Here is a 23,800-nt window from a genome sequence, read left to right on the forward strand (position 1 = left end):
CTCCCTGGTGGGGAGAGGGACGACAGGACTCAGTAGCCCATGTTTTTCTTCTTCTCCAGCTCCTCTTTCGCCGTATCCGGCAGATAGAGGGTGGATTTGGTAATGGTCAACTTCGGCGGCTCGGTGCCATCCTTTTTGAATTTCTCCAGCGCGTCGAAGGCCGGGCCTGCCATGTTCGGCGTCAGCTCGACGCTGGCATTGGCTTCGCCATCGATCATCGCTTTGTAGATATCCGGTACGCCGTCGATAGAGCCGGTGAGGATATCTTTGCCCGGTTTCAGGCCCGCTTCTTTGATGGCCTGAATGGCACCAATCGCCATGTCATCGTTATGGGCGTAAACCATGCAGATGTTTTTGCCGTTGTTCTCGGCTTTGATAAAGCTCTCCATCACCTCTTTACCTTTACTGCGGGTAAAGTCACCGGACTGAGAGCGGATAATTTTGATATTAGAGGCTTTAGAGATCGCTTCCGCGAACCCTTTCTTACGGTCGATGGCGACGCTTGCGCCAACGGTGCCCTGCAGTTCAACCACGTTACACGGTTTACCTGCGACGGTTTTCACCAGCCATTCACCAATCAGCTTCCCTTCGAGAACGTTGTCAGCGGTGACGGTAGTCATATAGAGCGACTTGTCTTTCACATCGATGGAGCGGTCGAGCAGGAAGACCGGGATCTTCGCCTCTTTCGCTTCTTTCAGTACTGGCTCCCAACCGGTAGCAACCACCGGGGCGATAAAGATGGCATCGACGCCCTGCGCGATAAAGGAGCGCACCGCTTTAAGCTGGTTCTCCTGTTTTTGCTGACCGTCAGCAATCTTCAGCGTAATGCCGCGTTTGCTGGCTTCGCTTTTTGCAACGTTGGTTTCAGCGGCACGCCAGCCGGACTCCGAGCCGACCTGCGAAAATCCCACGGTTAACGACGCAGCCATCGCCATAGACGACATAGCTGCCGAAACTGCTGTGACAAGAAGTAAACGCTTCCACATAAGAGCATCCTCGTAGGGTTATTGTTGGCTACTACTTCGCCTGCGGGGAAACTATAGACAATCGGAGATGTAACAAAATGAGTTACATCACAAATCGGAAAAGTGAATGAATTGTTAGTTATCAGTTGCGATCTGGCGCGCGAAAAGGGGAGGCGAAACACAGCAGGAATCTCCCTTGAAATTGCAGAAATTTACTGACGCAGCAAAAACGCATTTTTTCGCTGTAATCGTTTACACAAAATTATTCAGTATGCTGCTATGGATATGGACAAAGTTGTCATGAAATGGCGCCGGTAAAGGGTCTGAAAAGTGGCAGCCGAGTAAAACAGCCCAAGACATTCACCGCCAGTTGGCTATAATACCCGGCACTTGTTTGCCACACATTTTAAAGGAAACAAACATGAGCTTACTCAACGTCCCGGCGGGTAAAGATCTGCCAGAAGATATCTACGTCATTATCGAAATTCCGGCTAACGCTGACCCGATCAAATACGAAGTCGACAAAGAGAGCGGCGCGCTGTTCGTTGACCGCTTCATGTCCACCGCGATGTTCTATCCGTGCAACTACGGTTACATCAACCACACCCTCTCTCTGGATGGTGACCCGGTAGACGTGCTGGTGCCGACGCCGTACCCGCTGGAGCCAGGCTCTGTGATCCGCTGCCGTCCGGTTGGCGTGCTGAAAATGACCGACGAATCTGGTGAAGATGCCAAACTGGTTGCGGTTCCGCACACCAAGCTGAGCAAAGAGTACGATCACATTAAAGATGTGAACGACCTGCCGGAACTGCTGAAAGCACAGATCACCCACTTCTTCGAGCACTACAAAGATCTCGAGAAAGGCAAATGGGTGAAAGTGGACGGTTGGGACAACGCTGACGCGGCGAAAGCTGAAATCGTTGCCTCCTTCGAGCGTGCTGCCAAGAAGTAAGCCCATTTCTTAAAAGAAGCCCTGTAGCGCATAACGCGCGCAGGGCTTTTTTTATGGCTGCGGATCGGGGATAGCGGGTTGTTCCTCCGGCTTTTGGCGCTGGCCTGCTTTGCCGGATGGCGGCGATGCCTTATCCGGCCTACGAACTGCGAATGTCCGGCTTTCGGTGCTGACCTGCTTTGCCAGATGATGGCGATGCCTTATCCAGCCTACGAACTGCGCCTCTGGCATGTGAAATTACAGAGGTTGCGGTCAAACGTAGGCCGGATAAGCGCAGCGCCATCCGGCAAACATGCGCGGCGCAAAAAAAACCGCGCCATCGGCGCGGTTCTCTGTGACTGATTACTGCTTTTGATAGTGGTCGCGGTCAAGCCAGTCGCCGCTTTCAATCAAGGTTTTCCCCTTGACCGAACGCTGGTAGACGTACATCCATGCGCTACCGTACGGCGTCTGGATCAACTGCCGTTTATACTCGCCGCCTGCGGTACGCAGGGCATCCAGCTCACCGAGCGTTGAGGCGTCGATGCGGTAGACTTCACCCAGCACGCTGCCGTCGCCCGGCACCGCGCCCGGGTAGTGCCCCAGGCTGTACAGCTGATGATTTTCAACGCTGAAGTCGCCCAGCCACTGAGCGTTGGTCATCCAGTGGCTGTTGCCCTGCTTGCGTCGTAAACTGCCGTAGACAAATATTCGCATTGCTAAAACTCAAACTGATAGAGCAAATCTAGTGCCTGATCTACGCCAGACACCGCTTCAAGATACAGCTTAGGCATCAGGCGATAACGTAACGTGAGAGTCGCCAGTGAGTCAAAAATTCCTACACCATATTTTACTTGTAGACCCGGCAGCACATAGCCGCTGACCACCACTTGTGAGGAGTCGCCGACGCCCTGTGTGTCTAGCGCCAGGTTGCTGACGCCAAAGGTCTCGCCGATTTTACCCACAACCTGACCACTTTGCGCAACCCCCAGACCAATTAGCATCGAGGTCATGGCCGCACTATCGCTCTGTTCGCTCTCCAGCCCCTGCCCACGCAGCAGATAGGATAACGCTTCCTGCTGCGACATCGCCGGGTCGGAGAAGATCTCCGCTTTCGGCTCATCCGCAGAGCCGGTCACGCGCACCCCGGCAATCACATCGTTCTCCGTTGCTTCCGGGTTACGGATCGCCTCGATATTAAGCAGCGGCTGATCCGGCGGGCCGGAGAAGAGCAGCTCGCCTTTACGCACAATCAGATCCTGCCCGTACGCGTGGAAACGCCCTTCCGGAATATTGATCTGCCCGTTGAGCCCAAGGCCCTGCTTATCCTGCGCCACTTTCAGATCGCCCGTCAGCCGCGCTTTCAGGCCGAAGGCAGAGAGCCGCACGTTGTTGCCGACATGCACCGTCACATTACTGTTGATCGGGATCGACGCGCGCTGCTCCTCTTCCGGCTGCAACTGGTCGTTGAGCATCACCTCATCGCTGGAGACGCCGACCGCGCTCTCCGGTACATCGTGTACCACAATGCGCGCCCACGGCACATCAACATCGCCGTCGAGAGTGAAGAGGCTCGGCGTCGCTTCAAACACCACATCCGGCGAGACATCGAGGCGCACCATCGGCGGCACGGTAATACGCACCTTGCTGCCTTTCGCCGCAATGCGCGCGCGCCAGTTGTCGATCTGGCTCCAGTCCGCATCGCCGCTGAGGTTAATCTGCCCCTGGCTGGTGCGCACCACGCCCTGTAGCGTTGAGGTGGTGCCGTTAAAGTTCATCGCCAGCTGGCTGGGCTGCATGTCGAACGGCATAAAGTTGCCCTCAACATCGAGCGCATTCAGCCCCAGCTGACCAAACAGCTGCGGGCTTTGGGCGTTTCCGCCAAGGCGCAGGTTGGCATTAAGCGTTCCCGCCGCTTTCTCGCCGCGGCTGAAGATGGCGTTTGCCATTGCCAGCGAGAAGTTGCGAATGTTCACCGTTCCGCCGAGATTGCGTCGCCCTTGCGGATCGGTAACCTGGATCTGGCCGTCGAACTGGCCGTTATTGGTCAGACGCATCAGCCAGCCGAGATCGGCGCGATCGTTTTGCAGCCTCGCATTAAGATTCAGCGTGTCGAAGGCGACCGGCAGCGGCGCACCGTTCACCTCCTGCGTCACCTTCACACCACGCCCGGCAAGCGTCACCTGCCCCTGCGGCAGGCCCGGTTTGGTGCTGTCCCAGCTGACATCCGCTTTGCCGCTAAAGACGCCGCTCGCCTGCGTTGCTTCCGGCATAAACGGTTTCAGCATCGCGAGGTCGAAACGATTGAGATTGACCACCGCGCGCCCTGCCGCGCCGGCATCAATGGTTTGCGGCACACACAGCTCGGCATTCGGGTTGAGCCAGCAGTGCGGGCCAATGGCGATCTTCTGCTCCTGGTTGCGGTAATCGAGCGCAATCGGGCGCGTCAGCGACCATGGCCCCACCGGCGTGGCGAAACGCGTGTCGCTAAGCGTTCCTTTCCAGCGCTGCTGCTGACGATCGAAACTGCCCGCCAGCGCCAGCTGACCGGAGACCGGTTCGCCCTGCACACGTAGCTGCAACTTGTGCTGCTTCTCATTGCCGTCGGCGGCCAGCGTCACCAGGCCGATGTTGACGCCAGGCTGGGCGATACGCTCAACGCGCACGTTCAGCTTGCCGCCAATCTGATCGCTTGATTTCACATCCCCTTCCACGCGCACGCGGGCGATGGAGAGCTCCTGCCAGCGCAGGTTGTTGGCGGTAATATCGGCCAGCGCCTGCGGCGCATCGACAGTGCCGCGTACTTTTACCACCCCTTTCGCCGTGCCGCCGAGTCCTGGCAGCGCGTTATCGAGGCCTGGCGCATCGATAGTGGCGTCAAGGTTGAGATCTTTTACCCCCAGCTCGCCTTTGATATCGGCGCTATTTTTACCCAGCTCAAGGTGCAGGCCGGGGATCACCCACTGCAGGTAGCTGTTGCCTTTCAGCTGCCCGTCGACCTTGACCCGGTTCTGCTTCACGTTGCCGTTAAGCTTCAGCTCCGGCACATCCATCTGCCAGCTGCCGCCGTAGAGGCTACCGCGGGTTTTCACCAGGCCATTAAGCTTCGCAGGCCACTCGGGGAAGGCTTTTGCTGTATCAATCCCCTTCAGCGTCAGTTCGCCACGCCAGCTGATCGCCTGCTGCCAGTCGAGCAGCGCTTTCAGTTCGGTGGTGCCCTGTAGCGCAGCAACAGAGAGCTTATCAATACTGATTTGCTGCTCGTTGCCTTTGCCATCCAGTGTGATGGCAGCTGGCGGAACCTGCTGCCCTTTTACCGCCGTGCGGAACGAGAGCGCGTAGTCGGTCATTTTGCCGCTGAGCTTCAGCTTCAGGTTATCGGCCTGGTACTGCTTCTCACCGGTAAAGGGCCAGTAGAGCTGCTGGCTGGTGATATCAAGATTAAGCGGGAGCCCCGCTTCTGCCAGCCGCGTTTGCGCCCGCAGCACCATATCCACCGGGCCGGAGAGGTTAACGCCAAGCTCCAGCTGCTTGCGCAGTTCGCCACCCACTTTCAGCTTCACCTTCTCGCCTTTCAGCGGATCGACATTCAGCGTCGAGTTGAGGGTAATATCGACCGGCCAGCTGTCGCGCAGCTGCGCGGTGCCGGTGGCATTGACCTGTCCCTGATTAGAGTCGATATCGAAAGCGTCGAGCTTCATCTGCCCGTCAATGCTGCTCACTTTCAGCAGCAGGCTGCGCACCAGAATATCGGTGTCGCCGGTCAGGCGCAGCTGCTCGCCGCGAAACGCTTCGATATTGAGATTCAGCGGCAGATGAACATCCTGCATCTCCGGCAGCAGCGGCTTTTCAAACAGCGCTTTCAGCGTCTCGCCGAGCGGTTTTTCCTCCGGCTGCGGGTTGTGAACCTTCGGATCGATAATCTCTTCCTGCGCCACATCGGCCGCTTTCGGCAGCGCAATCAGCAAGCCCTGCAGTGAGGTGGGTTTCAGGGTCAGGTTTTTCTCCTGCCAGTTCAGCCCGGAGCTAAAATCCATCAGCGAGACAGTGGTGTCATCGATTTTGATATTGATGTTTTCCAGCGCCACCCTGCTCAGCGTAATGGGGTACGGCGTAGAGAGGTTCAGCGGCCCGCTCTCCTCCTCTTCCACCTTCTGCGCAGGCGGCATCTTTTTGGTGTCGATCGCCACGTTAATATCTTTTAGCGACAGATCGTTGACGCAGACGCTGCTGTTGCGCAGGCAGCCGAGGTTGAGCGCAAAGTGGATCTGCCCCGCGTCGACCGCTACGCCCGGCTGGGTATAACGGATATTTTTCAGCGACAGATCGCGCCAGCCGCCCGTGACCTGGCCGATCTCCAGCCCCGGTACCCAGCGGTTCGCCGCTTTAAACAGCAGGTGCAGGCCGCTGGTAGTGCCGACCAGAAAGATCGCCGTGCCCAGCAGTAATACAAGAAACGCCACCACGCCGAGGCTGATCTTCTTCCATAAACTCATAATTCTGGCCCCAACCCGATGTAAAACTGCAACCCATGCTCCTCTTTATCGCCGACGGGTACCGCTAGATCGAGCTTGATCGGCCCGACCGGCGACTGCCAGCGCACGCCGACGCCGGTGCCGGTTTTAAAGTTGCTGCGGCGGATATCGCTCACCGCTTCACCGCTATCTACAAACACCGCGCCCCACCATTTGCCGGTGACGTTGTACTGGTACTCCAGCGAGCCGGTTGCCAGTTTCGATGCCCCGATCAGTTTGCCGCGTTCGTTTTCCGGGGAGATCGATTTGTATTTATAGCCGCGAATACTGCGATCGCCCCCGGCGAAGAAGCGCAGATCCGGCGGAACGCGCTGGAAATCACCGGTTTCGATCCAGCCAAGATTGCCGCGCGCGATGAAGCGGTGGCGATCGTAGAGCGTGCGGATCCAGACGTTCTGCGCCTGCAGGACGAGGAAGTCGACATCCGATCCCCAGGCGGTATTGGAGTAATCGACCGAATAGCGCTGGGAATCGCCCCAGGTTGGCATCAGCCCCCCGCGCGAGCGGGTACGGCTGACCATCACTCCAGGGTAGAGCAACATAGTGGTGTTGGTGACGTTGGCCTGAGTAAAGTGATCGAGGCTCCAGCGCAGGTTAATTGCCCGCTGCCAGCCGCTGGAGAGATCCCAGTAACGCGACAGCGCGAGCGTCGTCGAGTCCGCTTCCGTATCGTTGAGATCGGTACGCTTAAACCCGCCCTGCACCAGGTAGTACTGCTCCAGCGGATTTTTCAACAGCGGCATCTTGTAGCTGAAATCGAGCTGCTGCTCAGGCGCCGAGACGCTCATACTGGTGGTAAAGCTGTGCCCGTAGGAGTTGACCCACGGTTTTTTCCACGTCGCTTTAACGCGCGGCCCGACATCGGTGGAGTAGCCGACGCCAGTTTCAATGGTGTTTTCCGTGCGCGGCGAGACCACGCCTCTGAGCGGCAGCACCTTAGTCTTACGCGCTTTGTCGAACTCCGGCGCAACAATCACCGAGTTAAACCAGCCGGTGGCGGAGAGGCGGCGGTTAAGCTCCGCCAGATCCTGGGTCTGGTAATAATCCCCCTCATGGAAAGGAATGAGATTTTGCAGATATTCGTCGCGAATTTGCGATCCCTGGAAGGTGACATCGCCGAAGCGGTAACGCTGACCGCTGTCATAATCGATATCCCAGAAGGCCTGGCGGCGATCCAGCGCGATACCCAGCTGGCTTTTGTTGAACTGGCTGTCGAAGTAGCCTTTGCGCAGCGCGACGTTGGTCAGGGATTTTTTAAAGCTGTCATAGTCGTGGTGGTTTAACACCGTACCGATAGCCGGGCGCTTTTTGAGCAGCGAAAGGTAGTCGCTGTCGGTGCGCGCGCCGCCGCGCAGGATCACCTTATTGCCGCCGATGCGCACAGGCTCACCCGCCGAAACACGGGCGATCAGCACCTGGCGCCCCTTCTCCGGCGGTGGACGCAGTTCGAAAACAATGGTTGGCTCGTAGTAGCCTAACGCTTTCAACCCTTCCCGGATGGCATCGTCAACGCGCGCCTGGAAGCGGCGGTCGGGCGTCACTTCATCACTCTGGATAGTCGACAATTGGGCGCGCACATTTTTCTGCAGTTGCCCGGTTAACCCCTCAAGTTGCAATCGCACATTGGCGGCGAATGCCGTTTCGCTCACCAGCAACAAACCGGCAAAACATAAAAGACGGATCTTTGGCACGTTCTCTCCTGAATATCCTCGCTCCCACTCCTGGAAGGAAACGTAAGCGCAGCTCCGCGCTGGGCCTGATTGTGCCACGACAGCAGCAGCCAGGCTGATAAAAAACCCTTTTATCGGGTTGAAAAACGGACGACTAGCCCAAAATTTCTTATGTTTAAATCTAGTCTGATTTAGGTCGTACATTGTGTTAAAACACCATCCTTAACACAACCCTAACCGCAATGACACTCGCCGGGAGGTATTACCGTGAGCCTGTTCGATAAAAATAACCTTGTTTCTCAGTCTGATGCTCTGCCCGGACGCCCGACGCCGATGCCTGTCGCCAGTTTACACGCTGTTAACGAGCACTCGATGACACATGTGCCGGAAGGGATGGAGGTGGCGATTTTCGCCATGGGCTGCTTCTGGGGCGTTGAACGCCTCTTCTGGCAGCGTGAAGGGGTGTACAGCACCGCCGCAGGTTACACCGGCGGCTACACGCCAAACCCGACCTACCGCGAAGTGTGCAGCGGCCAGACCGGTCATGCCGAAGCGGTACGCGTGGTTTACGATCCGCAAGTGGTGAGCTACGAGCAGCTGTTGCAGATCTTCTGGGAAAACCACGATCCGGCGCAGGGGATGCGTCAGGGCAATGACCGTGGGACGCAATACCGCTCCGCCATCTATCCGCTCACCCCGGAGCAGGACGCCGCCGCACGCGAAAGCCTGACGCGCTTCCAGGCCGCCATGCGTGAAGCGGGCGACGCGCGCACCGTCACCACCGAGATCGCCAGCGCAAAACCCTTCTATTACGCGGAAGACGATCACCAGCAATATCTCTACAAAAATCCGCAGGGCTATTGCGGGATCGGCGGCATCGGTGTGTGCTTGCCGCCGCAGCTTAATCCCTAAATAAAGCAGGGAATAGGCGACGAAAAGTAGCGAAATTAGCCGCTGGCAGGCTGTAACAGGCTTACGCTATACTAACGGCGAAATTGCCGGTCCACCGCTTCGGGCCGGCATTCATTGTGTTTACCACATGGATTTTCTAAAAAACCCTTCCGAGGATCCGGTTAATAGCTGGATAAATTATGTTAAACAGTATCTTAGTCATACTCTGTCTGATCGCGGTGAGTGCGTTTTTCTCGTTATCTGAGATCTCGCTCGCCGCATCGCGAAAAATCAAACTTAAACTGCTTGCCGATGATGGCAACATCAACGCACAACGCATCCTGAAGATGCAGGAAAATCCCGGCACCTTCTTCACCGTGGTGCAAATCGGCCTTAACGCCGTCGCCATTTTGGGTGGTATCGTCGGTGACGCCGCCTTCTCCCCCGCGTTTTATAACCTGCTGCTCAATGTTGTTTCACCGGAGCTTGCCGACCAGCTGAGCTTTATCATCTCCTTCTCGCTGGTCACGGGTCTCTTCATCCTGTTTGCTGATTTGACGCCGAAACGCATCGGTATGATTGCGCCCGAAGTTGTGGCTTTGCGCATCATCAACCCGATGCGCTTCTGTCTCTTCGTTTTCCGCCCGCTGGTCTGGTTCTTTAACGGTATGGCGAACGTCATTTTCCGCATCTTCAAACTGCCGATGGTGCGCAAAGATGACATCACCTCTGACGATATCTATGCCGTGGTGGAAGCCGGTGCGTTAGCCGGGGTGCTGCGTAAGCAGGAGCATGAACTGATTGAGAACGTGTTTGAACTCGAGTCGCGCACCGTACCCTCGTCGATGACCTCACGTGAAAACGTTATCTGGTTCGATCTGCATGAAGATGAGCAGAGCCTGAAAAATAAAGTGTCGGAGCATCCGCACTCGAAGTTTCTGGTCTGTAATGGCGATATCGACCATATCGTCGGCTATGTTGATTCGAAAGATCTGCTTAACCGCGTACTGGCGAACCAGAGCATGGCGCTTAACAGCGGTGTGCAGATCCGCAACACGCTGATTGTGCCGGACACGCTGACGCTCTCAGAAGCGCTGGAGAGTTTCAAAACCGCGGGCGAAGACTTCGCGGTGATCATGAACGAATATGCGCTGGTGGTGGGGGTGATTACCCTGAACGACGTGATGACCACCCTGATGGGCGATCTGGTCGGCCAGGTGGAGGAGATGATCGTCGCCCGTGATGAAAACTCATGGCTGATCGATGGCGGTACGCCGATTGACGACGTGATGCGCGTGCTGGATATCGACGAGTTCCCGCAGTCTGGCAACTATGAAACCATCGGCGGTTTTATGATGTTTATGCTGCGTAAAATCCCGAAACGTACCGATGCGGTGAAGTTCTCCGGCTACAAATTCGAAGTGGTGGATATCGATAACTACCGCATCGATCAGCTGCTGGTGACGCGCATTGATGCCCGCACCGCGGTGCTGACGCCGAAATTACCGGATATGGAAGATAAAGGCGCGGCATAACGCCAGAAGCAGAAACATCAACGGCCCCTGTGGGGCCGTTTTTTATAGGACTTTATTACTGCATAGCACAACAGATTACGCCATGTCGGTCTGCAGGCGCAGAACCTGGCGGTTAACTTCAGACATCACAGAGAAGTGCTGTTTGTCTTTCACTTTCGGCAGAAGGATCTTGCCCTTATCAAACTCGAAAGCGCCAACGTCCTTGATATACAACCGTCCACGGAACAGGATCTTGACGTACTTAGCCACCTGAAGTGGGTTGTAACGCTGGAAAATTTTCATTCTTCTATCTCTCCTGTAAAACAGATTACGCCCTTGCGGTCCCACATTTGGTCCGACGTTGATGAGCGCAAATTTTGTTGCCCAGTGACTATAGTCCACAACATGACCGATACATAGTCTGAATGGGTTTATTTACCTTTTGATGACAATTAATCAGAATTTTCTTTTCAAACCCTGAAACTTCGCAGTATAAGCCTACGTTTTTTAACCGATATGTGCGTTAACCCGCAAACTGGCATCCCCATTGCGGGAAAACCCTATTGATCGCACATATGATTAAACTGCCGTACCGAGTGGTCGGATCACCTGCATATAAACATGAGAGACGGAGACACCATGACCCTACGTAACATTCTGGCAGCGACATGCTTGTTACTGCCGCTGGTCGCTTCAGCGCATAACTTTGAAACCAACCAGCGCGTGCCGCCTGTGGGCGTTGCCGACCGCGGGGAGTTGCTGCTGAATAATGACAAGTTTAGCTATAAAAACTGGAATAGCGCGCAACTGCCAGGAAAAGTGCGCGTGGTGATGCATATTGCCGGTCGCACCTCGGCAAAAGAGAAGAATGCCGCGCTGATTGAGGCCATCAAAAGCGCCAACCTGCCGCACGACAGATACCAGACCACAACCATTGTGAACACCGATGACGCCATCCCTGGCAGCGCGATGTTTGTGCGCAGCAGCCTTGAGAGCAATAAAAAGCTCTATCCGTGGTCACAATTTATTGTCGACAGCGAAGGTTCGGTGCGTAAAGCCTGGCAGCTGGAAGAGAAAGGTTCCGCCATTGTGGTGCTCGATAAAGAGGGGCGCGTAGAGTTTGCGAAAGATGGCAGCCTGAGCCAGCAAGAGGTGCAGCAGGTGGTTGCCCTGCTGCATAAACTGCTCAGTAAATAGAGACGCGAAAGCCGGGGTTAAGGAAGGATTCACGCGGGGTGTAGTCGAGTGTGCGCCCCTTCCAGTCGTGAACGTGCGCCCCGGCCGCCACCGCCACCGCATGGCCGGCCGCCGTATCCCAGACGCTGGTCGGCCCAAAGCGTGGATAGAGCTGCGCTTTCCCCTCGGCCACCAGGCAGAACTTCAGTGATGAACCAATCGCCGTAGTTTGATGCTCGCCCAGCTGGTGCAGATACTCCTCCAGCTCCGGATCGTTCGAGTGCGAGCGGCTAATCACCACCAGCGGCGGTCGCGCATCACGCACCTGAATCGGCTGGCGATGACCGCCCTCCTCTTTCCACGCGTTGCCCTCTGCGGCGGCGTACATCACATCAAGCACCGGGGCATAGACCACGCCCATCACCGGTTTGCCCTGCTCAATCAGCGCGATGTTGACGGTAAACTCACCGTTACGCTTGATAAACTCTTTAGTGCCGTCGAGCGGGTCCACCAGCCAGAAGCGCTGCCAGCGCTGGCGCGTCTCCCAGGCGGGAGGATCTTCTTCAGACAGCACCGGGATATCCGCAGCCAGCGCCTGTAATCCGCGTACAATCACATGGTGCGCGGCGATATCTGCCGCCGTCACCGGCGAATCATCCACTTTACTGGTTACATCCATCGGCTGATGGCCGTCGTATACCTGCATAATGGCATCGCCCGCTTCGCGCGCGAGCTGACAAATTGCTTCTAACATATCCACCTCTCTCTGTGCAGTGGTGTGTAACTCATTGTTTTACTTATATCGCATTGCGCCGGGATCTGCCAACTGTGAGAGGGATTGCAGTTTCATTGCTCACTTTTATGGCACTATTCACAATTCTGTAAGCAACACACTGTACATAACACTTTCTTTTGTGGCTTAGATCGAAAAGGACGCCTCTGATGATTAAGTTTAGTGCAACGCTTTTGGCCACGCTGATTGCGGCCAGCGCGCAAGCGGCAACGGTGGATTTACGCATAATGGAAACCACTGATTTGCATAGCAATATGATGGATTTTGACTACTACAAAGACTCGGCAACGGAAAAATTTGGCCTGGTGCGCACCGCCAGCCTGATTAATGCCGCGCGCGGCGAAGTGAAAAACAGTGTGCTGGTCGATAACGGCGACTTAATCCAGGGCAGCCCGCTGGGCGACTATATGGCGGCAAAGGGGCTGAAAAAAGGTGAAATTCATCCGGTCTACAAAGCGCTCAACACCCTTGATTACGCGGTCGGCAACCTCGGTAACCACGAATTTAACTACGGGCTGGATTACCTGCATATGGCGCTGTCCGGAGCGAAATTCCCCTATGTAAACGCCAATATCATCGACGCCAAAACCCATAAACCGCTCTTTACCCCTTATCTCATCAAAGAGACGCCGGTGGTGGATAAAGAGGGTAAAACCCATACCCTGCGTATCGGTTACATTGGCTTCGTACCGCCGCAGATTATGGTGTGGGACAAAGCCAATCTGAGCGGGAAAGTGACGGTGAACGACATCACGGAAACCGCCCGTCACTATGTGCCGGAGATGCGCGCGAAAGGCGCCGATCTGGTGGTCGTCGTCGCCCACTCTGGCCTCTCGGCGGAGCCCTATCAGGCGATGGCGGAGAACTCCGTTTACTATCTCAGCCAGGTGCCGGGCGTTGATGCGATCCTGTTTGGTCACGCGCATGCCGTCTTCCCGGGCAAAGAGTTTGCCGCCATCAAAGGCGCAGATATCAGTAAAGGGACGCTGAACGGTATTCCGGCGGTGATGCCGGGCATGTGGGGCGATCACCTCGGCGTGGTCGACCTGGTGCTGAATAACGATGCCGGTAAGTGGAAAGTGAGCGACGCGAAAGCGCAAGCGCGCCCGATTTATGACGCCGCCGCGAAGAAAGCGCTGGTGGGCGAAGATGCGAAGCTGGTGCAGATCCTTAAACACGATCACGATGCCACCCGCGAGTTTGTCGGTAAACCGATTGGCAAATCGGCAGACAACATGTACAGCTACCTGTCGCTGGTGCAGGACGATCCCACCGTTCAGGTAGTGAACAACGCGCAGAAGGCCTATGTTGAGCACTTTATTCAGGGCGATCCGGATCTGGCGAAGCTGCCGGTGCTCTCTGCCGCCGCGCCCTTTAAAGCCGGCGGGCGTAAAAACGATCCGGCCAGCTTTGTCGAAGTGGAAAAGGGGCAGCTCACCTTCCGCAACGCCGCCGATCTCTACCTCTACCCCAATACGCTGGTGGTGGTGAAAGCGACCGGCAAAGAGGTGAAAGAGTGGCTCGAGTGCTCGGCCGGGCAGTTCAACCAGATCGATCCCAATAGCGACAAGCCGCAGAACTTAATCAACTGGGACGGTTTCCGCACCTATAACTTCGACGTTATCGACGGCGTGAAGTACCAGATTGATGTCACCCAGCCAGCGCGCTATGACGGCGAATGCCAGAGCATCAATCCGCAGGCGGAGCGCATTAAGAACCTGACCTTTGACGGCAAGCCCATCGATCCGAATGCGGTTTTCCTCGTTGCGACCAATAACTACCGCGCTTACGGCGGCAAGTTTGCCGGTACCGGCGACAGCCATATCGCCTTCGCCTCACCGGATGAGAACCGCGCGGTGCTGGCGAAGTGGATCAGCGATGAGACGCAGCGTGCGGGGGAGATCCACCCGGCGGCGGACAACAACTGGCGTCTGGCACCGATCACCAGTAGCCACAAGCTGGATATTCGCTTTGAAACTGCGCCAACGGCGAAAGCCGCCGCGTTTATCAAGGAGAAAGCGCAGTATCCGATGCAGAAAGTCGGCACCGACGAGATCGGTTTCGCTCTCTATAGCATCGATTTACGCAAGTAAGCAGCTAACCCGTAGCCGCCAGTTCCGCTCACGGCTGCGGGTTTATTACGCCACATCGCGCTCGCGATGATGGGTCAACACCGCGGGCAAGTTCAGCTCAATCCAGTCTGCCAGCGCGGCAACCTTTTCACTCACCTGCTCGCCGAGCGGCGTCAGGCTATATTCAACATGTGGCGGCACCACCGGAAAGGCGACGCGGTTAACAAAACCATCCTGCTCCAGCCACTGCAGGCTCTGCGCCAGCATCTTTTCACTGACACCGCCCATCTTGCGGCGCAGATCGCTAAAGCGGTGCGTCCCTTCGCGCAGGGCGACCAGAATTAAGACGCCCCAGCGGCTGGTGACGTGTTTCAGCACATCCCGGGAGGGACACTGCTCGGCGAAGAGATTGCCGTCGCGCATCTGTTCGCTCAGGGTTTGCGGGCGAGTTTGCTGTTTCATACTTACCTTTTTGTACGTACTTACTAAAAGTTAGTTAGAGTGCTAGCCTACCACAACACTTACCCCCACGCAGGAGAAACATCATGATTGCACTCACCGGCGCCACCGGCCAACTCGGCCAGTTTGTTGTAGAAGCCCTGTTAAAAACCGTTCCCGCAAAAGAGATTGTCGCCATTGTGCGTAACCCGGCGAAAGCCGAAGCGCTGAGCAAACAAGGCCTTATTGTTCGCCAGGGCGATTACAACGATCAGGCTGCCCTCACTCAGGCGCTGGCGGGCGTCGAAAAATTGCTGCTCATCTCCAGCAGCGAAGTTGGCCAGCGCGCCGCGCAGCACCGCAATGTGATCAACGCTGCGAAAGCCGCAGGGGTGAAATTTATCGCCTACACCAGCCTGCTGCATGCCGATACCTCGCCGCTTGGCCTGCACGCTGAACACGTGGAAACCGAAAAGCTGCTCGCCGAATCCGGCATTCCGTTTGCCCTGCTGCGTAACGGCTGGTACAGCGAAAACTACCTCGCGAGCGCACCTGCCGCGCTGGCGCACGGCGTCTTCCTCGGCGCGGCGGGCGAGGGAAAAATCGCCTCGGCAACGCGTGCCGATTATGCCGCTGCGGCTGCGCGCGTCATCAGCGAAGAGGGTCACGCTGGCAAGGTGTACGAACTGGCGGGCGACAGCGCCTGGACGCTGAGCGAACTGGCGGCGCTGCTGAGCGAGGCGAGCGGTAAAAAGGTGGTCTACCAGAACCTGAGCGAAGCCGATTTTGCCGCCGCGCTGAAAGGCGCAGGTTTGCCGGACGGGCTGGCAGAGATGCTGGCAGATTCCGATATCGGTGCCTCAAAAGGCGGGCTGTTTGACGACAGCCAGACCCTGAGCAAACTGATCGGTCGCCCGACCACCTCGATCGCCGACAGCGTTAACGATCTGATGTAACGTTAATAATTGGTTAAATTTTATAGCCTCTTACCGGGTCATCCCTAATAATAGTGAGCATGTTCCGGGGGAGGTGAAGTGTGGAAGGCGTACCTGAGCAGTTTATTGATGAGCGCGACAGCGCGCGGTTTCGCCACCTGGCGCAGTTGCCGGGAGTGGAGCTGTACCACGCGCACATTTCCCGTTACGCCTTTGAGCCGCATACCCATGAAGCGTTTGGCATTGGTGCGATTGAAGCCGGTGCCGAACGCTTTCGCTATCGTGGGACGCAGCATGTTGCCCCGACCAATGCGGTCGTCACCATGAATCCCGATGAGATCCACACCGGCGAAGCGGCGGGCGAAGAGGGGTGGCGCTACCGCATGGTCTATCTCGACCCCGATCTGCTCGAGCAGGTGACCGGCGTGCGCCACTGGTGGTTTCGCGATGTCACCCGACTCGATGCGCTGCGCGCCCGCCAGCTCTGCTCGCATATTTATGCCCTCTGGCATACCGACGATCCGCTGGCGCAACAGGGCGTGTTGCTCGATCTGATTGATACTTTTCGCCCGCTGGCGCAGCACGCCCCGCAGCGCCGGGAAGGCGCGCACCGTTTTGAGCGCGTACGCGATTACCTGCATGACAACTATATGCGCAGCCTGACACTCGACGATCTCGCAAGCGTCGCGGCGCTCAGCCCCTACCACTTCCAGCGCCAGTTCAAAGCCCATTTTCACGTCACCCCGCACCAGATGCTGATGGCGATCCGCCTGTGGCGAGCCAAGCATTTTCTCACCCAGGGGATACCAGCGGCAGAGGTTGCCGCCCTCACTGGCCTGACGGATCAATCCCATCTTACCCGCGCCTTCACCCTGCGCTACGGAATTACCCCGGTACGCTACCAAAAGCAGGTTGTGCGCCGGTAATGCGCAATCTCCTACAATACGCCCTCGTCCTGCTCCCCTACACTGGCGTGAACCAGATAAAAGAGGTGAAGAGATGGTAAGTGGTGTGTTGTATGCCTTGCTCGCCGGGCTGTTTTGGGGGCTGATTTTTGTCGGGCCGCTCATCGTGCCGGATTACCCGGCCGCCCTGCAATCGACGGGGCGCTACCTGGCGCTGGGGCTGATTGCGCTGCCGCTGGCATGGCTTGGGCGCGCGCGTCTGCGCCAGTTAACGCGCGGTGACTGGTGGACCGCGCTGTGGCTAACCTTAATGGGCAATCTGATCTACTACGTCTGCCTCGCCAGCGCCATCCAGCGCACCGGCGGCCCGGTGTCGACGATGATCATCGCCACGCTGCCGGTGGTGATCCCGGTGTGCGCCAATCTGCTCTATAGCCAGCGTGACGGCAAGCTCGCCTGGGGTCGGCTGCTGCCAGCGCTGCTCGCCATCGCCGTCGGGTTGGGGTGTGTGAATGTGGCCGAACTGCGCGAGGGCATTCCGGATTTTAGCTGGAGCCGGTATGGTTCAGGGATTGCGCTGGCCTTTGTTTCGGTGGCCTGCTGGGCGTGGTATGCGCTGCGTAACGCGCGCTGGCTGCGGGAAAACCCGGATAAGAACCCAATGATGTGGGCAACGGCGCAGGCGCTGGTGACGCTGCCGTTGTCCCTGGTGGGCTACCTTGCGGCATGTCTGTGGCTTGACGTTCAGCAGCCCGACTTCGCGCTCCCCTTCGGCCCGCGCCCGCTGCTCTTTATCGGCCTGATGTTGATGATTGCGGTGCTCTGCTCGTGGGTGGGCGCGCTGTGCTGGAACATTGCCTGCCAGCGCCTGCCGACGGTGATTGTCGGCCCGCTGATCGTCTTTGAAACCCTCGCCGGGCTGCTCTATACCTTCCTGCTGCGCCAGAGCCTGCCGCCGCTCTTAACCCTGCTCGGCATTACCCTGCTGATTAGCGGCGTGTTGATGGCAGTAGCCTCGAAACCGCAGAAAGCCCACATCACGCCGCTTAAGCAGCCATAAAAAAACCCGGCTTACGCCGGGTTTTAATCAGAAGGTTTCCCAGTTGGCTTCGTTGACGCTGGCCGTGGCCGGTGTCTTCGCCATCGCTACCGGCGAGCGCAGCGCAGGACGCTGAGCGTCACGGCTGCGGTTTACTTTGAACACCGCAACGGTTTCGGTCAGGCGAGCAGCCTGCTCTTCCAGCGCAGCGGCCGCTGCGGCGGACTCCTGCACCAGCGAGGCGTTCTGCTGGGTCACGCGATCCATCTCGGCAACAGCCTGGCCAACCTGGTCGATACCACGGCTCTGCTCATCGGACGCAGAGGAGATTTCGCCCATAATGTCCGTCACACGCGTTACCGCGCTGACAATCTCAGCCATGGTTTCACCGGCTTCGTGAACCAGCGCCGAACCGGCGCTTACGCGGTTACCGGAGTCATCAATCAGCCCTTTGATCTCTTTCGCGGCCTGCGCGCTGCGCTGTGCCAGCGTACGCACTTCACCCGCTACCACCGCAAAGCCACGACCCTGCTCACCGGCACGGGCGGCTTCTACCGCGGCGTTCAGCGCCAGGATGTTGGTCTGGAAGGCAATACCGTCGATCACGTTGGTGATCTGGGCGATTTTGCTGGAGCTGGCGGCGATTTCGTCCATTGTACGCACTACGCCATCCACCACTTCACCGCCTTTCTTCGCGGTACCGGAGGCGTTAAGCGCCAGTTGGGTAGCCTGACGGGCGTTGTCGGCGTTCTGTTTCACCGTCGCGGTCAGCTGCTCCATGCTGGCTGCGGTCTCTTCCAGCGAGGCCGCCTGCTGCTCGGTACGCGAGGAGAGATCGTTGTTACCGATAGAGATTTCACCGGCACCGGTATAGATCGTGTCTGCGCCATCGCGCACCACGCTGACGGTTTTCACCAGCGCCTGCTGCATCTCCTGTACGTTCTGCGCCAGACGCGCCATCTCGTTGGAGCCTTCGGCGTGGATCGCGTGGGTCAAATCACCGGTGGCGATCTGGCGGATATGGCCCATAATTTCGTGCAGCGGCTTCAGCAGCACGCGCTGCATTGCAACCCAACTCATTGCAATGACGGCCAGCACCACCACCATTACGGTCGCCAGAATCCAGAGAATACGGATGTAGTCATGTTCGTTCTGCTTCACGCCTTCGCTGGCAAGCCTGGCCTGCTCGGCGCGCCAGGCGCGATAGCTCTTCTCCATCGCTTCCTGTTTTTTCTGCGCATTCTGGCGGAACATATCTTCCAGCTTACCGGCCAGCAGCAGGCGGTTCATTTCCGTCAGCGTGTCGTGGTAGATGCGGTACTGCTTTTCCAGATCGCCAGACAGGTTCTCATCGAGGCCCGGTGTTTCCGGCAGCTTGTAGTAGATATCGAAATGCTGCTGCGCCTGATTAAGTAAATTGGTTGCTGTCTGCACCAGCTCACCGAGTTGCCCGCCGTTGATCTGGCTGGCGGTGCTGCTCTGTAAGCGCAGCATGCCGCGGTTCAGAGTCACACGCGCCTGGTTGAGGCTGATCCACGCATCGGTAAATTCGGATACGTTCTGGCTCGATACCTGAGAAACATTGAAGTTGTGCTTGTCATTGTTGAGCGCACTAATGAAAACGCCAGCAGAGATCAGCTGAAGTGCGCCAAGCACAACTAAAACCATGATTAATAAAGTTATAACTTTGATACGTTTGAACATCGTCGGCCTTTATTGCGTACAGAATATTGTCAGAACAGAGACTATCGGCAGCGATGAAAAGTTGTTTAATGTCAATAATTTGCCCTATCCAAAACTTTCCAAAAAAAGTAATGGTATTCAATGTGTTAATTTCGAAAGATTTTTTGTGATGCGTATCACGGTTTTTCACGCAAGAAAGTAATAAGGCTGCACCGTTCTCCGTTAGGGGTATATGATCGCGATAAAGATGCATTTATAATGCATCTTATAAACTTCACAATGAGGTCACCGTTATGGCTTTCCGCGATCAATCCCTGGGTGAGCTGGCGCTCTCCATCCCCCGCGCCTCTGCCCTGTTTCGTAAATATGATATGGATTACTGCTGCGGTGGTAAGCAAACGCTGGGCCGCTCGGCGGCGCGTAAAGCACTCGATATCGATACCCTTGAAGCCGAACTGGCGAAGCTGGCTGAGCAGCCTCTCGACAAAGAGTGGCGCACGGCACCGCTGGCAGAGATCATCGACCACATCATTGTTCGTTATCACGATCGCCACCGTGAGCAGCTGCCAGAGCTGATTCTGCAAGCCAGCAAAGTGGAGCGCGTCCACGCCGATAAACCGAATGTACCGCGCGGGTTAACCAAATACCTTACCCTGCTGCATGAGGAGCTCTCCAGCCACATGATGAAGGAGGAGCAGATCCTCTTCCCGATGATTAAACAAGGCATGGGCGCGCAGGCGATGGGGCCGATTAGCGTGATGGAGAGCGAACATGATGAGGCGGGCGAGTTGCTGGAGGTGATTAAACACACCACCCAGAATGTGACCCCGCCGCCGGAAGCCTGCACCACCTGGAAAGCGATGTATAACGGTATCAACACGCTGATTGATGATTTGATGGAACACATCAGCCTTGAGAACAACACTCTTTTCCCGCGTGCCCTCGCAGGCGAAAAATAAAAAGACGCCCGAGAGCGTCCTTGATATGGAAGTTTAGAGCCGCCTCGCGGCTCTTTTTTTATGACTTGCGGTTAGCAATGCGCTTCTTGCCGGCAAAGAGCCAGCCGGCACCCAGCACCACGAACCACAGCGGCGTGACGATCAGCGCCTGGCGGGTATCCGCTTCAAGCGTCAGCAGCACCAGCACGAACAGGAAGAACGCCATGCACACCCAGCACATCACTTTGCCGAGCGGCATCTTGTAGATCGATTTTTCATGCAGCTGCGGGCGCTGTTTACGGTAGACCAGGTAGGAGCAGAGAATGATGGTCCAGACGAACATAAACAGGATCGCCGACACGGTGGTGATCATCGTGAAAGCGGCAATCGCACTCGGGTTGAAATAGAGCATCACGACACCGCCCAGCAGGCAGATGCAGGAGAAGGTGAGCCCTTTCGCCGGTACCGCGCGTTTAGAGAGCCTGGCGAACGCTTTCGGTGCCACACCATCCTGCGCCAGGCCAAACAGCATACGGCTAGTGGAGAAGACACCGCTGTTAGCGGAAGAGGCCGCTGAAGTCAGCACCACAAAGTTGATGATGCTCGCCGCCGCCGGAATGCCGACCAGCACGAACAGCTCAACAAACGGGCTCTTATCCGGCACGACTGAACTCCACGGTGTGACCGACATGATCACGATCAGCGCGAAGACATAGAACATGATGATACGAACCGGAATCGAGTTGATGGCACGCGGCAGGGATTTCTCCGGATCTTTCGTCTCCGCAGCGGTCGTACCGACCAGTTCGATACCCACAAAGGCAAACACCGCAATCTGGAAGCCTGCGAAGAAGCCGCTGATACCTTTCGGGAACCAGCCCCCCTCATTCCACAGATGGCTGAACGAGGCTTCAACACCGGTTGGCGATTTGAAATGCATCAGCACCATACCCACGCCGACGATAATCAGCGCCACGATAGCGACGATTTTGATCATCGCGAACCAGAACTCCATCTCGCCGAACATTTTGACAGTGGCGAGGTTAAGGCTCAGCAGCAGGACGACCACCGCCAGCGCGGCGACCCAGTCGGCAAGGCCAGGGAACCAGAACTGTGCATAGGCGGTAATGGCGACCACATCTGCCATGCCGGTGACGACCCAACAGAACCAGTAGGTCCAGCCGGTAAAATATCCCGCCCACGGCCCGAGCAGGTCGGCGGCGAAGTCGCTAAAAGATTTATATTCGAGGTTGGAAAGCAGTAATTCGCCCATCGCACGCATAACGAAAAACAGCATAAAGCCGATGATCATATAAACGAAGATGATTGACGGGCCGGCGAGGCTAATTGTTTTACCGGAACCCATAAATAAACCGGTACCAATGGCGCCACCTATAGCAATCAGCTGAATATGCCGGTTTGTAAGATTACGCCGTAACGACTGCTCAGCCGGAGCCGCATTATCAGCGTCGGCTTTAACTTGATCTACCATGTTGTTTTCCTGTCTGTGTTGTTGGGCTCTGCTGGCCTTTACGTGTCTGCTTCGTCCTTAATGGACGCATCGATATTAGGTAAGAATCGGCGGGATGAATACTCTGAATTAAATTGGATGTTAAATATTTGTTTAAAGTGAGTGTTATATCACCTGGCAAATGCGAAACAGCTCACAAAAATACACCTGATTGTGCGCTTTGCAAGATAATATATTGCTAACAACTCTGTTTACCGACGATCCGCGAAGTTAAAAACCCTCTCTTCTGTTAAAAGAGAGGGTCTTACGCCGAAGCTTACAGAATTTCCAGCAGTTCCACTTCAAACACCAGCGTGCTGAATGGCGGGATGGACGCGCCAGCGCCGCGCTCGCCGTAAGCGAGGTTGTGCGGAATGGTCAGTTCCCATTTGGAGCCAACCGGCATCAGCGTCAGGGCTTCGATCCAGCCTGCGATCACGCCGTTAACCGGGAATTCAGCCGGCTCGCCACGCGCGACGGAGCTGTCGAACACGGTGCCGTCAATCAGCTTACCGGTGTAGTGCACACGTACGCGGTCGGTACGCGCCGGGATAGCGCCTTCACCCTGGGTGAGCACGCGGAATTGCAGGCCGGATTCGGTGCTGTTAACACCTTCGCGCTCGCGGTTTTCATCAAGATATTTCACGCCTTCTGCCGCCATCTCTTCGAAACGGGAGCGGCGAACGGCGTCAGCACGTTCGTGGATTTCACGCAGCGCGCGATGAACAACGTCTACCGGTACAGCAGGCTGTTTGCCCGCCAGCGCATCGGCGATACCCGCGACCAGCGCTTCCGGTAACAGCCCCTCTAACCCGGATTCGCTCAGCTGCTGTCCTACCTGCAAACCAATGCCGTAGCTGGCTTGCGCTTCGATCGTGTCAAAAGTTGGGGTGGTCATGGGTTTTCCTTCCATCGCTTTTTAAAGTAGCGCGCAGCATAACAGCCGCCCTACGCCGGGCACAACTTTGTCACGGGAAAGATGACAAAAGCGCGCGAAAGGGAAAGAATGGTTCACGTTAGCAAAACCCTGCATTGTGGTGACAAAATAGTACTTTGTATGGGCTTTCATGCGCTTAAACGCCGCGAACGCCAATGCAGGGAGATAAAGTGTATATACTCAACGAGACAGGATATTAAATGACGCGGAGCAGGAGGAGAGCCATGCCCGGGCGATTTGAACTGAAACCTACCCTTGCGAAGATCTGGCATGCCCCGGACAATTTTCGCCTGATGGACCCGCTCCCGCCCCTTCACCGCCGCGGCCTGATTCTGGCGGCGCTGCTGGTTGTTATCGGCTTTCTGCTGCCGTCTACGGATGAGAGCGTGCCGCAGCGCAGCAGTGAGGCGCGCGATGCGCAGCTCGACCTCCCCGCTTCGCCTAATGTTACGCCGCCGCAGGTGGTCAACGATCCGCAGCTCAATGCGCCCAGCGCGGAAGCGTCGATGCAGCAGCAGGAGTCGATTGAGCAGCAGCCCTCCAGTGAGCAGCAGCCCACCGCTGAGCAAAACAGCCCACCGCTGTCCACCAATAGCGGTATCGATCAGCAGTGGCGCACCTATCGGGTGGGCGAAGGGAAAACTCTTGCGCAGCTCTTCCGCGATCACAATCTGCCGCCGACGGATGTCTATGCCATGGCGAAGGTTGAGGGCGACGGCAAGCCGCTCAGCAACCTGCAGAGCGGCCAGATGGTGAAGATCCGCCAGAACGCCAACGGCGTAGTGACCGGCCTGACGATTGAAACCGGCGGTCAGCAGGTGCTGTTTACCCGCCAGCCGGACGGCAGCTTTATCCGCGCCCGCTAAAC

The 23,800-nt window shown here is 56.8% G+C and carries 19 protein-coding genes and 1 pseudogene; 10 read left to right on the forward strand and 10 right to left on the reverse strand.

The features are described from left to right. Window positions 1-29 precede the first annotated feature (29 nt). Window positions 30-986: a galactofuranose ABC transporter, galactofuranose-binding protein YtfQ gene (gene ytfQ, locus PU683_RS18460; RefSeq protein ID WP_023478471.1), complete on the reverse strand. Its 957-nt coding sequence runs from the start codon at window positions 984-986 to the stop codon at window positions 30-32. A 400-nt stretch (window positions 987-1,386) separates the two neighbouring features. Here ytfQ and ppa point away from each other — a divergent pair, with 400 nt between their 5' ends. Beyond that, a complete protein-coding gene (gene ppa / locus PU683_RS18465; RefSeq protein ID WP_277173961.1) occupies window positions 1,387-1,917 on the forward strand; it encodes an inorganic diphosphatase in 531 nt (176 codons plus the stop codon). Window positions 1,918-2,259: 342 nt separating this feature from the next. On the opposite strand, the gene PU683_RS18470 is transcribed toward ppa, so the two are convergent. Genes PU683_RS18470 through tamA form a run of 3 tightly spaced genes read right to left on the reverse strand, consistent with a single transcriptional unit; the run spans window position 2,260 to window position 8,122 of the window. Then, entirely contained in the window at window positions 2,260-2,613 is a 354-nt protein-coding gene (locus PU683_RS18470) for a gamma-glutamylcyclotransferase family protein (protein WP_277173963.1), read from the reverse strand. Between the two features lie 2 nt (window positions 2,614-2,615). Continuing rightward, complete coding sequence (gene tamB / locus PU683_RS18475; protein ID WP_277173965.1) at window positions 2,616-6,392, reverse strand: autotransporter assembly complex protein TamB; 3,777 nt, start codon at window positions 6,390-6,392, stop codon at window positions 2,616-2,618. Further along, a complete protein-coding gene (tamA, locus tag PU683_RS18480) occupies window positions 6,389-8,122 on the reverse strand; it encodes an autotransporter assembly complex protein TamA (RefSeq protein WP_277173966.1) in 1,734 nt (577 codons plus the stop codon). Before tamA ends, tamB begins: the two co-directional genes overlap by 4 nt. A 246-nt stretch (window positions 8,123-8,368) precedes the next feature. Between tamA and msrA the strand changes: the two genes are divergently transcribed. Both msrA and paeA read left to right on the forward strand, forming a co-directional pair. Continuing rightward, complete coding sequence (gene msrA / locus PU683_RS18485) at window positions 8,369-9,013, forward strand: peptide-methionine (S)-S-oxide reductase MsrA (protein WP_277173968.1); 645 nt, start codon at window positions 8,369-8,371, stop codon at window positions 9,011-9,013. A 179-nt stretch (window positions 9,014-9,192) separates the two neighbouring features. Continuing rightward, entirely contained in the window at window positions 9,193-10,527 is a 1,335-nt protein-coding gene (paeA, locus tag PU683_RS18490; protein ID WP_187801098.1) for a polyamine export protein PaeA, read from the forward strand. 75 nt (window positions 10,528-10,602) lie between these two features. Here the strand turns inward: paeA and PU683_RS18495 are convergent, their stop codons facing one another. Next, window positions 10,603-10,809 carry a DUF1107 domain-containing protein gene (locus PU683_RS18495; RefSeq protein ID WP_094419212.1) on the reverse strand — a complete coding sequence of 69 codons (207 nt, stop codon included), beginning with the start codon at window positions 10,807-10,809 and terminating at the stop codon, window positions 10,603-10,605. A gap of 336 nt (window positions 10,810-11,145) precedes the next feature. Here PU683_RS18495 and PU683_RS18500 point away from each other — a divergent pair, with 336 nt between their 5' ends. Next, complete coding sequence (locus PU683_RS18500) at window positions 11,146-11,703, forward strand: YtfJ family protein (protein ID WP_124970361.1); 558 nt, start codon at window positions 11,146-11,148, stop codon at window positions 11,701-11,703. Here the strand turns inward: PU683_RS18500 and cysQ are convergent. Next, complete coding sequence (gene cysQ, locus PU683_RS18505) at window positions 11,693-12,436, reverse strand: 3'(2'),5'-bisphosphate nucleotidase CysQ (RefSeq protein ID WP_277173972.1); 744 nt, start codon at window positions 12,434-12,436, stop codon at window positions 11,693-11,695. The genes PU683_RS18500 and cysQ overlap by 11 nt on opposite strands. A 188-nt stretch (window positions 12,437-12,624) precedes the next feature. On the opposite strand from cysQ, the gene PU683_RS18510 reads away from it, so the two are divergent. Then, window positions 12,625-14,568 (forward strand): bifunctional 2',3'-cyclic-nucleotide 2'-phosphodiesterase/3'-nucleotidase, encoded by a 1,944-nt coding sequence (locus PU683_RS18510; protein WP_277173974.1) that lies wholly within the window; start codon window positions 12,625-12,627, stop codon window positions 14,566-14,568. Between the two features lie 45 nt (window positions 14,569-14,613). On the opposite strand, the gene PU683_RS18515 is transcribed toward PU683_RS18510, so the two are convergent. After that, entirely contained in the window at window positions 14,614-15,009 is a 396-nt protein-coding gene (locus tag PU683_RS18515) for a winged helix-turn-helix transcriptional regulator (protein ID WP_277173976.1), read from the reverse strand. Window positions 15,010-15,092: 83 nt separating this feature from the next. On the opposite strand from PU683_RS18515, the pseudogene PU683_RS18520 reads away from it, so the two are divergent. The 3 genes and pseudogenes from PU683_RS18520 to PU683_RS18530 all read left to right on the forward strand — a co-directional run. Further along, window positions 15,093-15,951: pseudogene (locus tag PU683_RS18520) on the forward strand (SDR family oxidoreductase); the annotation flags it as partial. A 70-nt stretch (window positions 15,952-16,021) separates the two neighbouring features. Then, window positions 16,022-16,846 (forward strand): AraC family transcriptional regulator, encoded by an 825-nt coding sequence (locus PU683_RS18525; protein WP_277173978.1) that lies wholly within the window; start codon window positions 16,022-16,024, stop codon window positions 16,844-16,846. Window positions 16,847-16,919: 73 nt separating this feature from the next. After that, a complete protein-coding gene (locus PU683_RS18530) occupies window positions 16,920-17,885 on the forward strand; it encodes a DMT family transporter (RefSeq protein ID WP_277173980.1) in 966 nt (321 codons plus the stop codon). A gap of 27 nt (window positions 17,886-17,912) precedes the next feature. Here the strand turns inward: PU683_RS18530 and PU683_RS18535 are convergent, their stop codons facing one another. Continuing rightward, window positions 17,913-19,568: a methyl-accepting chemotaxis protein gene (locus tag PU683_RS18535; RefSeq protein WP_277173982.1), complete on the reverse strand. Its 1,656-nt coding sequence runs from the start codon at window positions 19,566-19,568 to the stop codon at window positions 17,913-17,915. 272 nt (window positions 19,569-19,840) lie between these two features. On the opposite strand from PU683_RS18535, the gene ytfE reads away from it, so the two are divergent. Continuing rightward, complete coding sequence (gene ytfE, locus PU683_RS18540; protein ID WP_277173985.1) at window positions 19,841-20,506, forward strand: iron-sulfur cluster repair protein YtfE; 666 nt, start codon at window positions 19,841-19,843, stop codon at window positions 20,504-20,506. A gap of 58 nt (window positions 20,507-20,564) precedes the next feature. On the opposite strand, the gene cycA is transcribed toward ytfE, so the two are convergent. Together cycA and bamJ are read right to left on the reverse strand one after the other, a co-directional pair. Next, complete coding sequence (gene cycA, locus PU683_RS18545; protein ID WP_277173987.1) at window positions 20,565-21,977, reverse strand: D-serine/D-alanine/glycine transporter; 1,413 nt, start codon at window positions 21,975-21,977, stop codon at window positions 20,565-20,567. Window positions 21,978-22,272: 295 nt separating this feature from the next. Continuing rightward, window positions 22,273-22,893, reverse strand: coding sequence for a BamJ family beta-barrel-assembly machinery protein (gene bamJ / locus PU683_RS18550; protein ID WP_277173989.1), 621 nt, complete (start codon window positions 22,891-22,893; stop codon window positions 22,273-22,275). A gap of 263 nt (window positions 22,894-23,156) precedes the next feature. On the opposite strand from bamJ, the gene PU683_RS18555 reads away from it, so the two are divergent. After that, complete coding sequence (locus PU683_RS18555; RefSeq protein ID WP_277173991.1) at window positions 23,157-23,798, forward strand: LysM-like peptidoglycan-binding domain-containing protein; 642 nt, start codon at window positions 23,157-23,159, stop codon at window positions 23,796-23,798. Window positions 23,799-23,800: the final 2 nt, after the last annotated feature.

The sequence above is a fragment of the Candidatus Kosakonia sp. 282A-S69 genome (assembly GCF_029433855.1).
In the GTDB taxonomy this organism is placed as follows: Bacteria; Pseudomonadota; Gammaproteobacteria; order Enterobacterales; family Enterobacteriaceae; genus Kosakonia; species Kosakonia cowanii_A.

What these genes read in the sequence shown, in the direction of transcription:
- ppa (WP_277173961.1), top strand. Translation starts at nt 1,387, where the DNA reads ATGAGCTTACTCAACGTCCCGGCGGGTAAAGATCTGCCAGAAGATATC.
- PU683_RS18500 (WP_124970361.1), top strand. Translation starts at nt 11,146, where the DNA reads ATGACCCTACGTAACATTCTGGCAGCGACATGCTTGTTACTGCCGCTG.
- PU683_RS18510 (WP_277173974.1), top strand. Translation starts at nt 12,625, where the DNA reads ATGATTAAGTTTAGTGCAACGCTTTTGGCCACGCTGATTGCGGCCAGC.
- PU683_RS18515 (WP_277173976.1), bottom strand. Translation starts at nt 15,009, where the DNA reads ATGAAACAGCAAACTCGCCCGCAAACCCTGAGCGAACAGATGCGCGAC.
- PU683_RS18495 (WP_094419212.1), bottom strand. Translation starts at nt 10,809, where the DNA reads ATGAAAATTTTCCAGCGTTACAACCCACTTCAGGTGGCTAAGTACGTC.
- bamJ (WP_277173989.1), bottom strand. Translation starts at nt 22,893, where the DNA reads ATGACCACCCCAACTTTTGACACGATCGAAGCGCAAGCCAGCTACGGC.
- PU683_RS18555 (WP_277173991.1), top strand. Translation starts at nt 23,157, where the DNA reads ATGCCCGGGCGATTTGAACTGAAACCTACCCTTGCGAAGATCTGGCAT.
- PU683_RS18470 (WP_277173963.1), bottom strand. Translation starts at nt 2,613, where the DNA reads ATGCGAATATTTGTCTACGGCAGTTTACGACGCAAGCAGGGCAACAGC.
- cycA (WP_277173987.1), bottom strand. Translation starts at nt 21,977, where the DNA reads ATGGTAGATCAAGTTAAAGCCGACGCTGATAATGCGGCTCCGGCTGAG.
- ytfE (WP_277173985.1), top strand. Translation starts at nt 19,841, where the DNA reads ATGGCTTTCCGCGATCAATCCCTGGGTGAGCTGGCGCTCTCCATCCCC.
- tamB (WP_277173965.1), bottom strand. Translation starts at nt 6,392, where the DNA reads ATGAGTTTATGGAAGAAGATCAGCCTCGGCGTGGTGGCGTTTCTTGTA.
- paeA (WP_187801098.1), top strand. Translation starts at nt 9,193, where the DNA reads ATGTTAAACAGTATCTTAGTCATACTCTGTCTGATCGCGGTGAGTGCG.
- ytfQ (WP_023478471.1), bottom strand. Translation starts at nt 986, where the DNA reads ATGTGGAAGCGTTTACTTCTTGTCACAGCAGTTTCGGCAGCTATGTCG.
- PU683_RS18530 (WP_277173980.1), top strand. Translation starts at nt 16,920, where the DNA reads ATGGTAAGTGGTGTGTTGTATGCCTTGCTCGCCGGGCTGTTTTGGGGG.
- cysQ (WP_277173972.1), bottom strand. Translation starts at nt 12,436, where the DNA reads ATGTTAGAAGCAATTTGTCAGCTCGCGCGCGAAGCGGGCGATGCCATT.
- PU683_RS18535 (WP_277173982.1), bottom strand. Translation starts at nt 19,568, where the DNA reads ATGTTCAAACGTATCAAAGTTATAACTTTATTAATCATGGTTTTAGTT.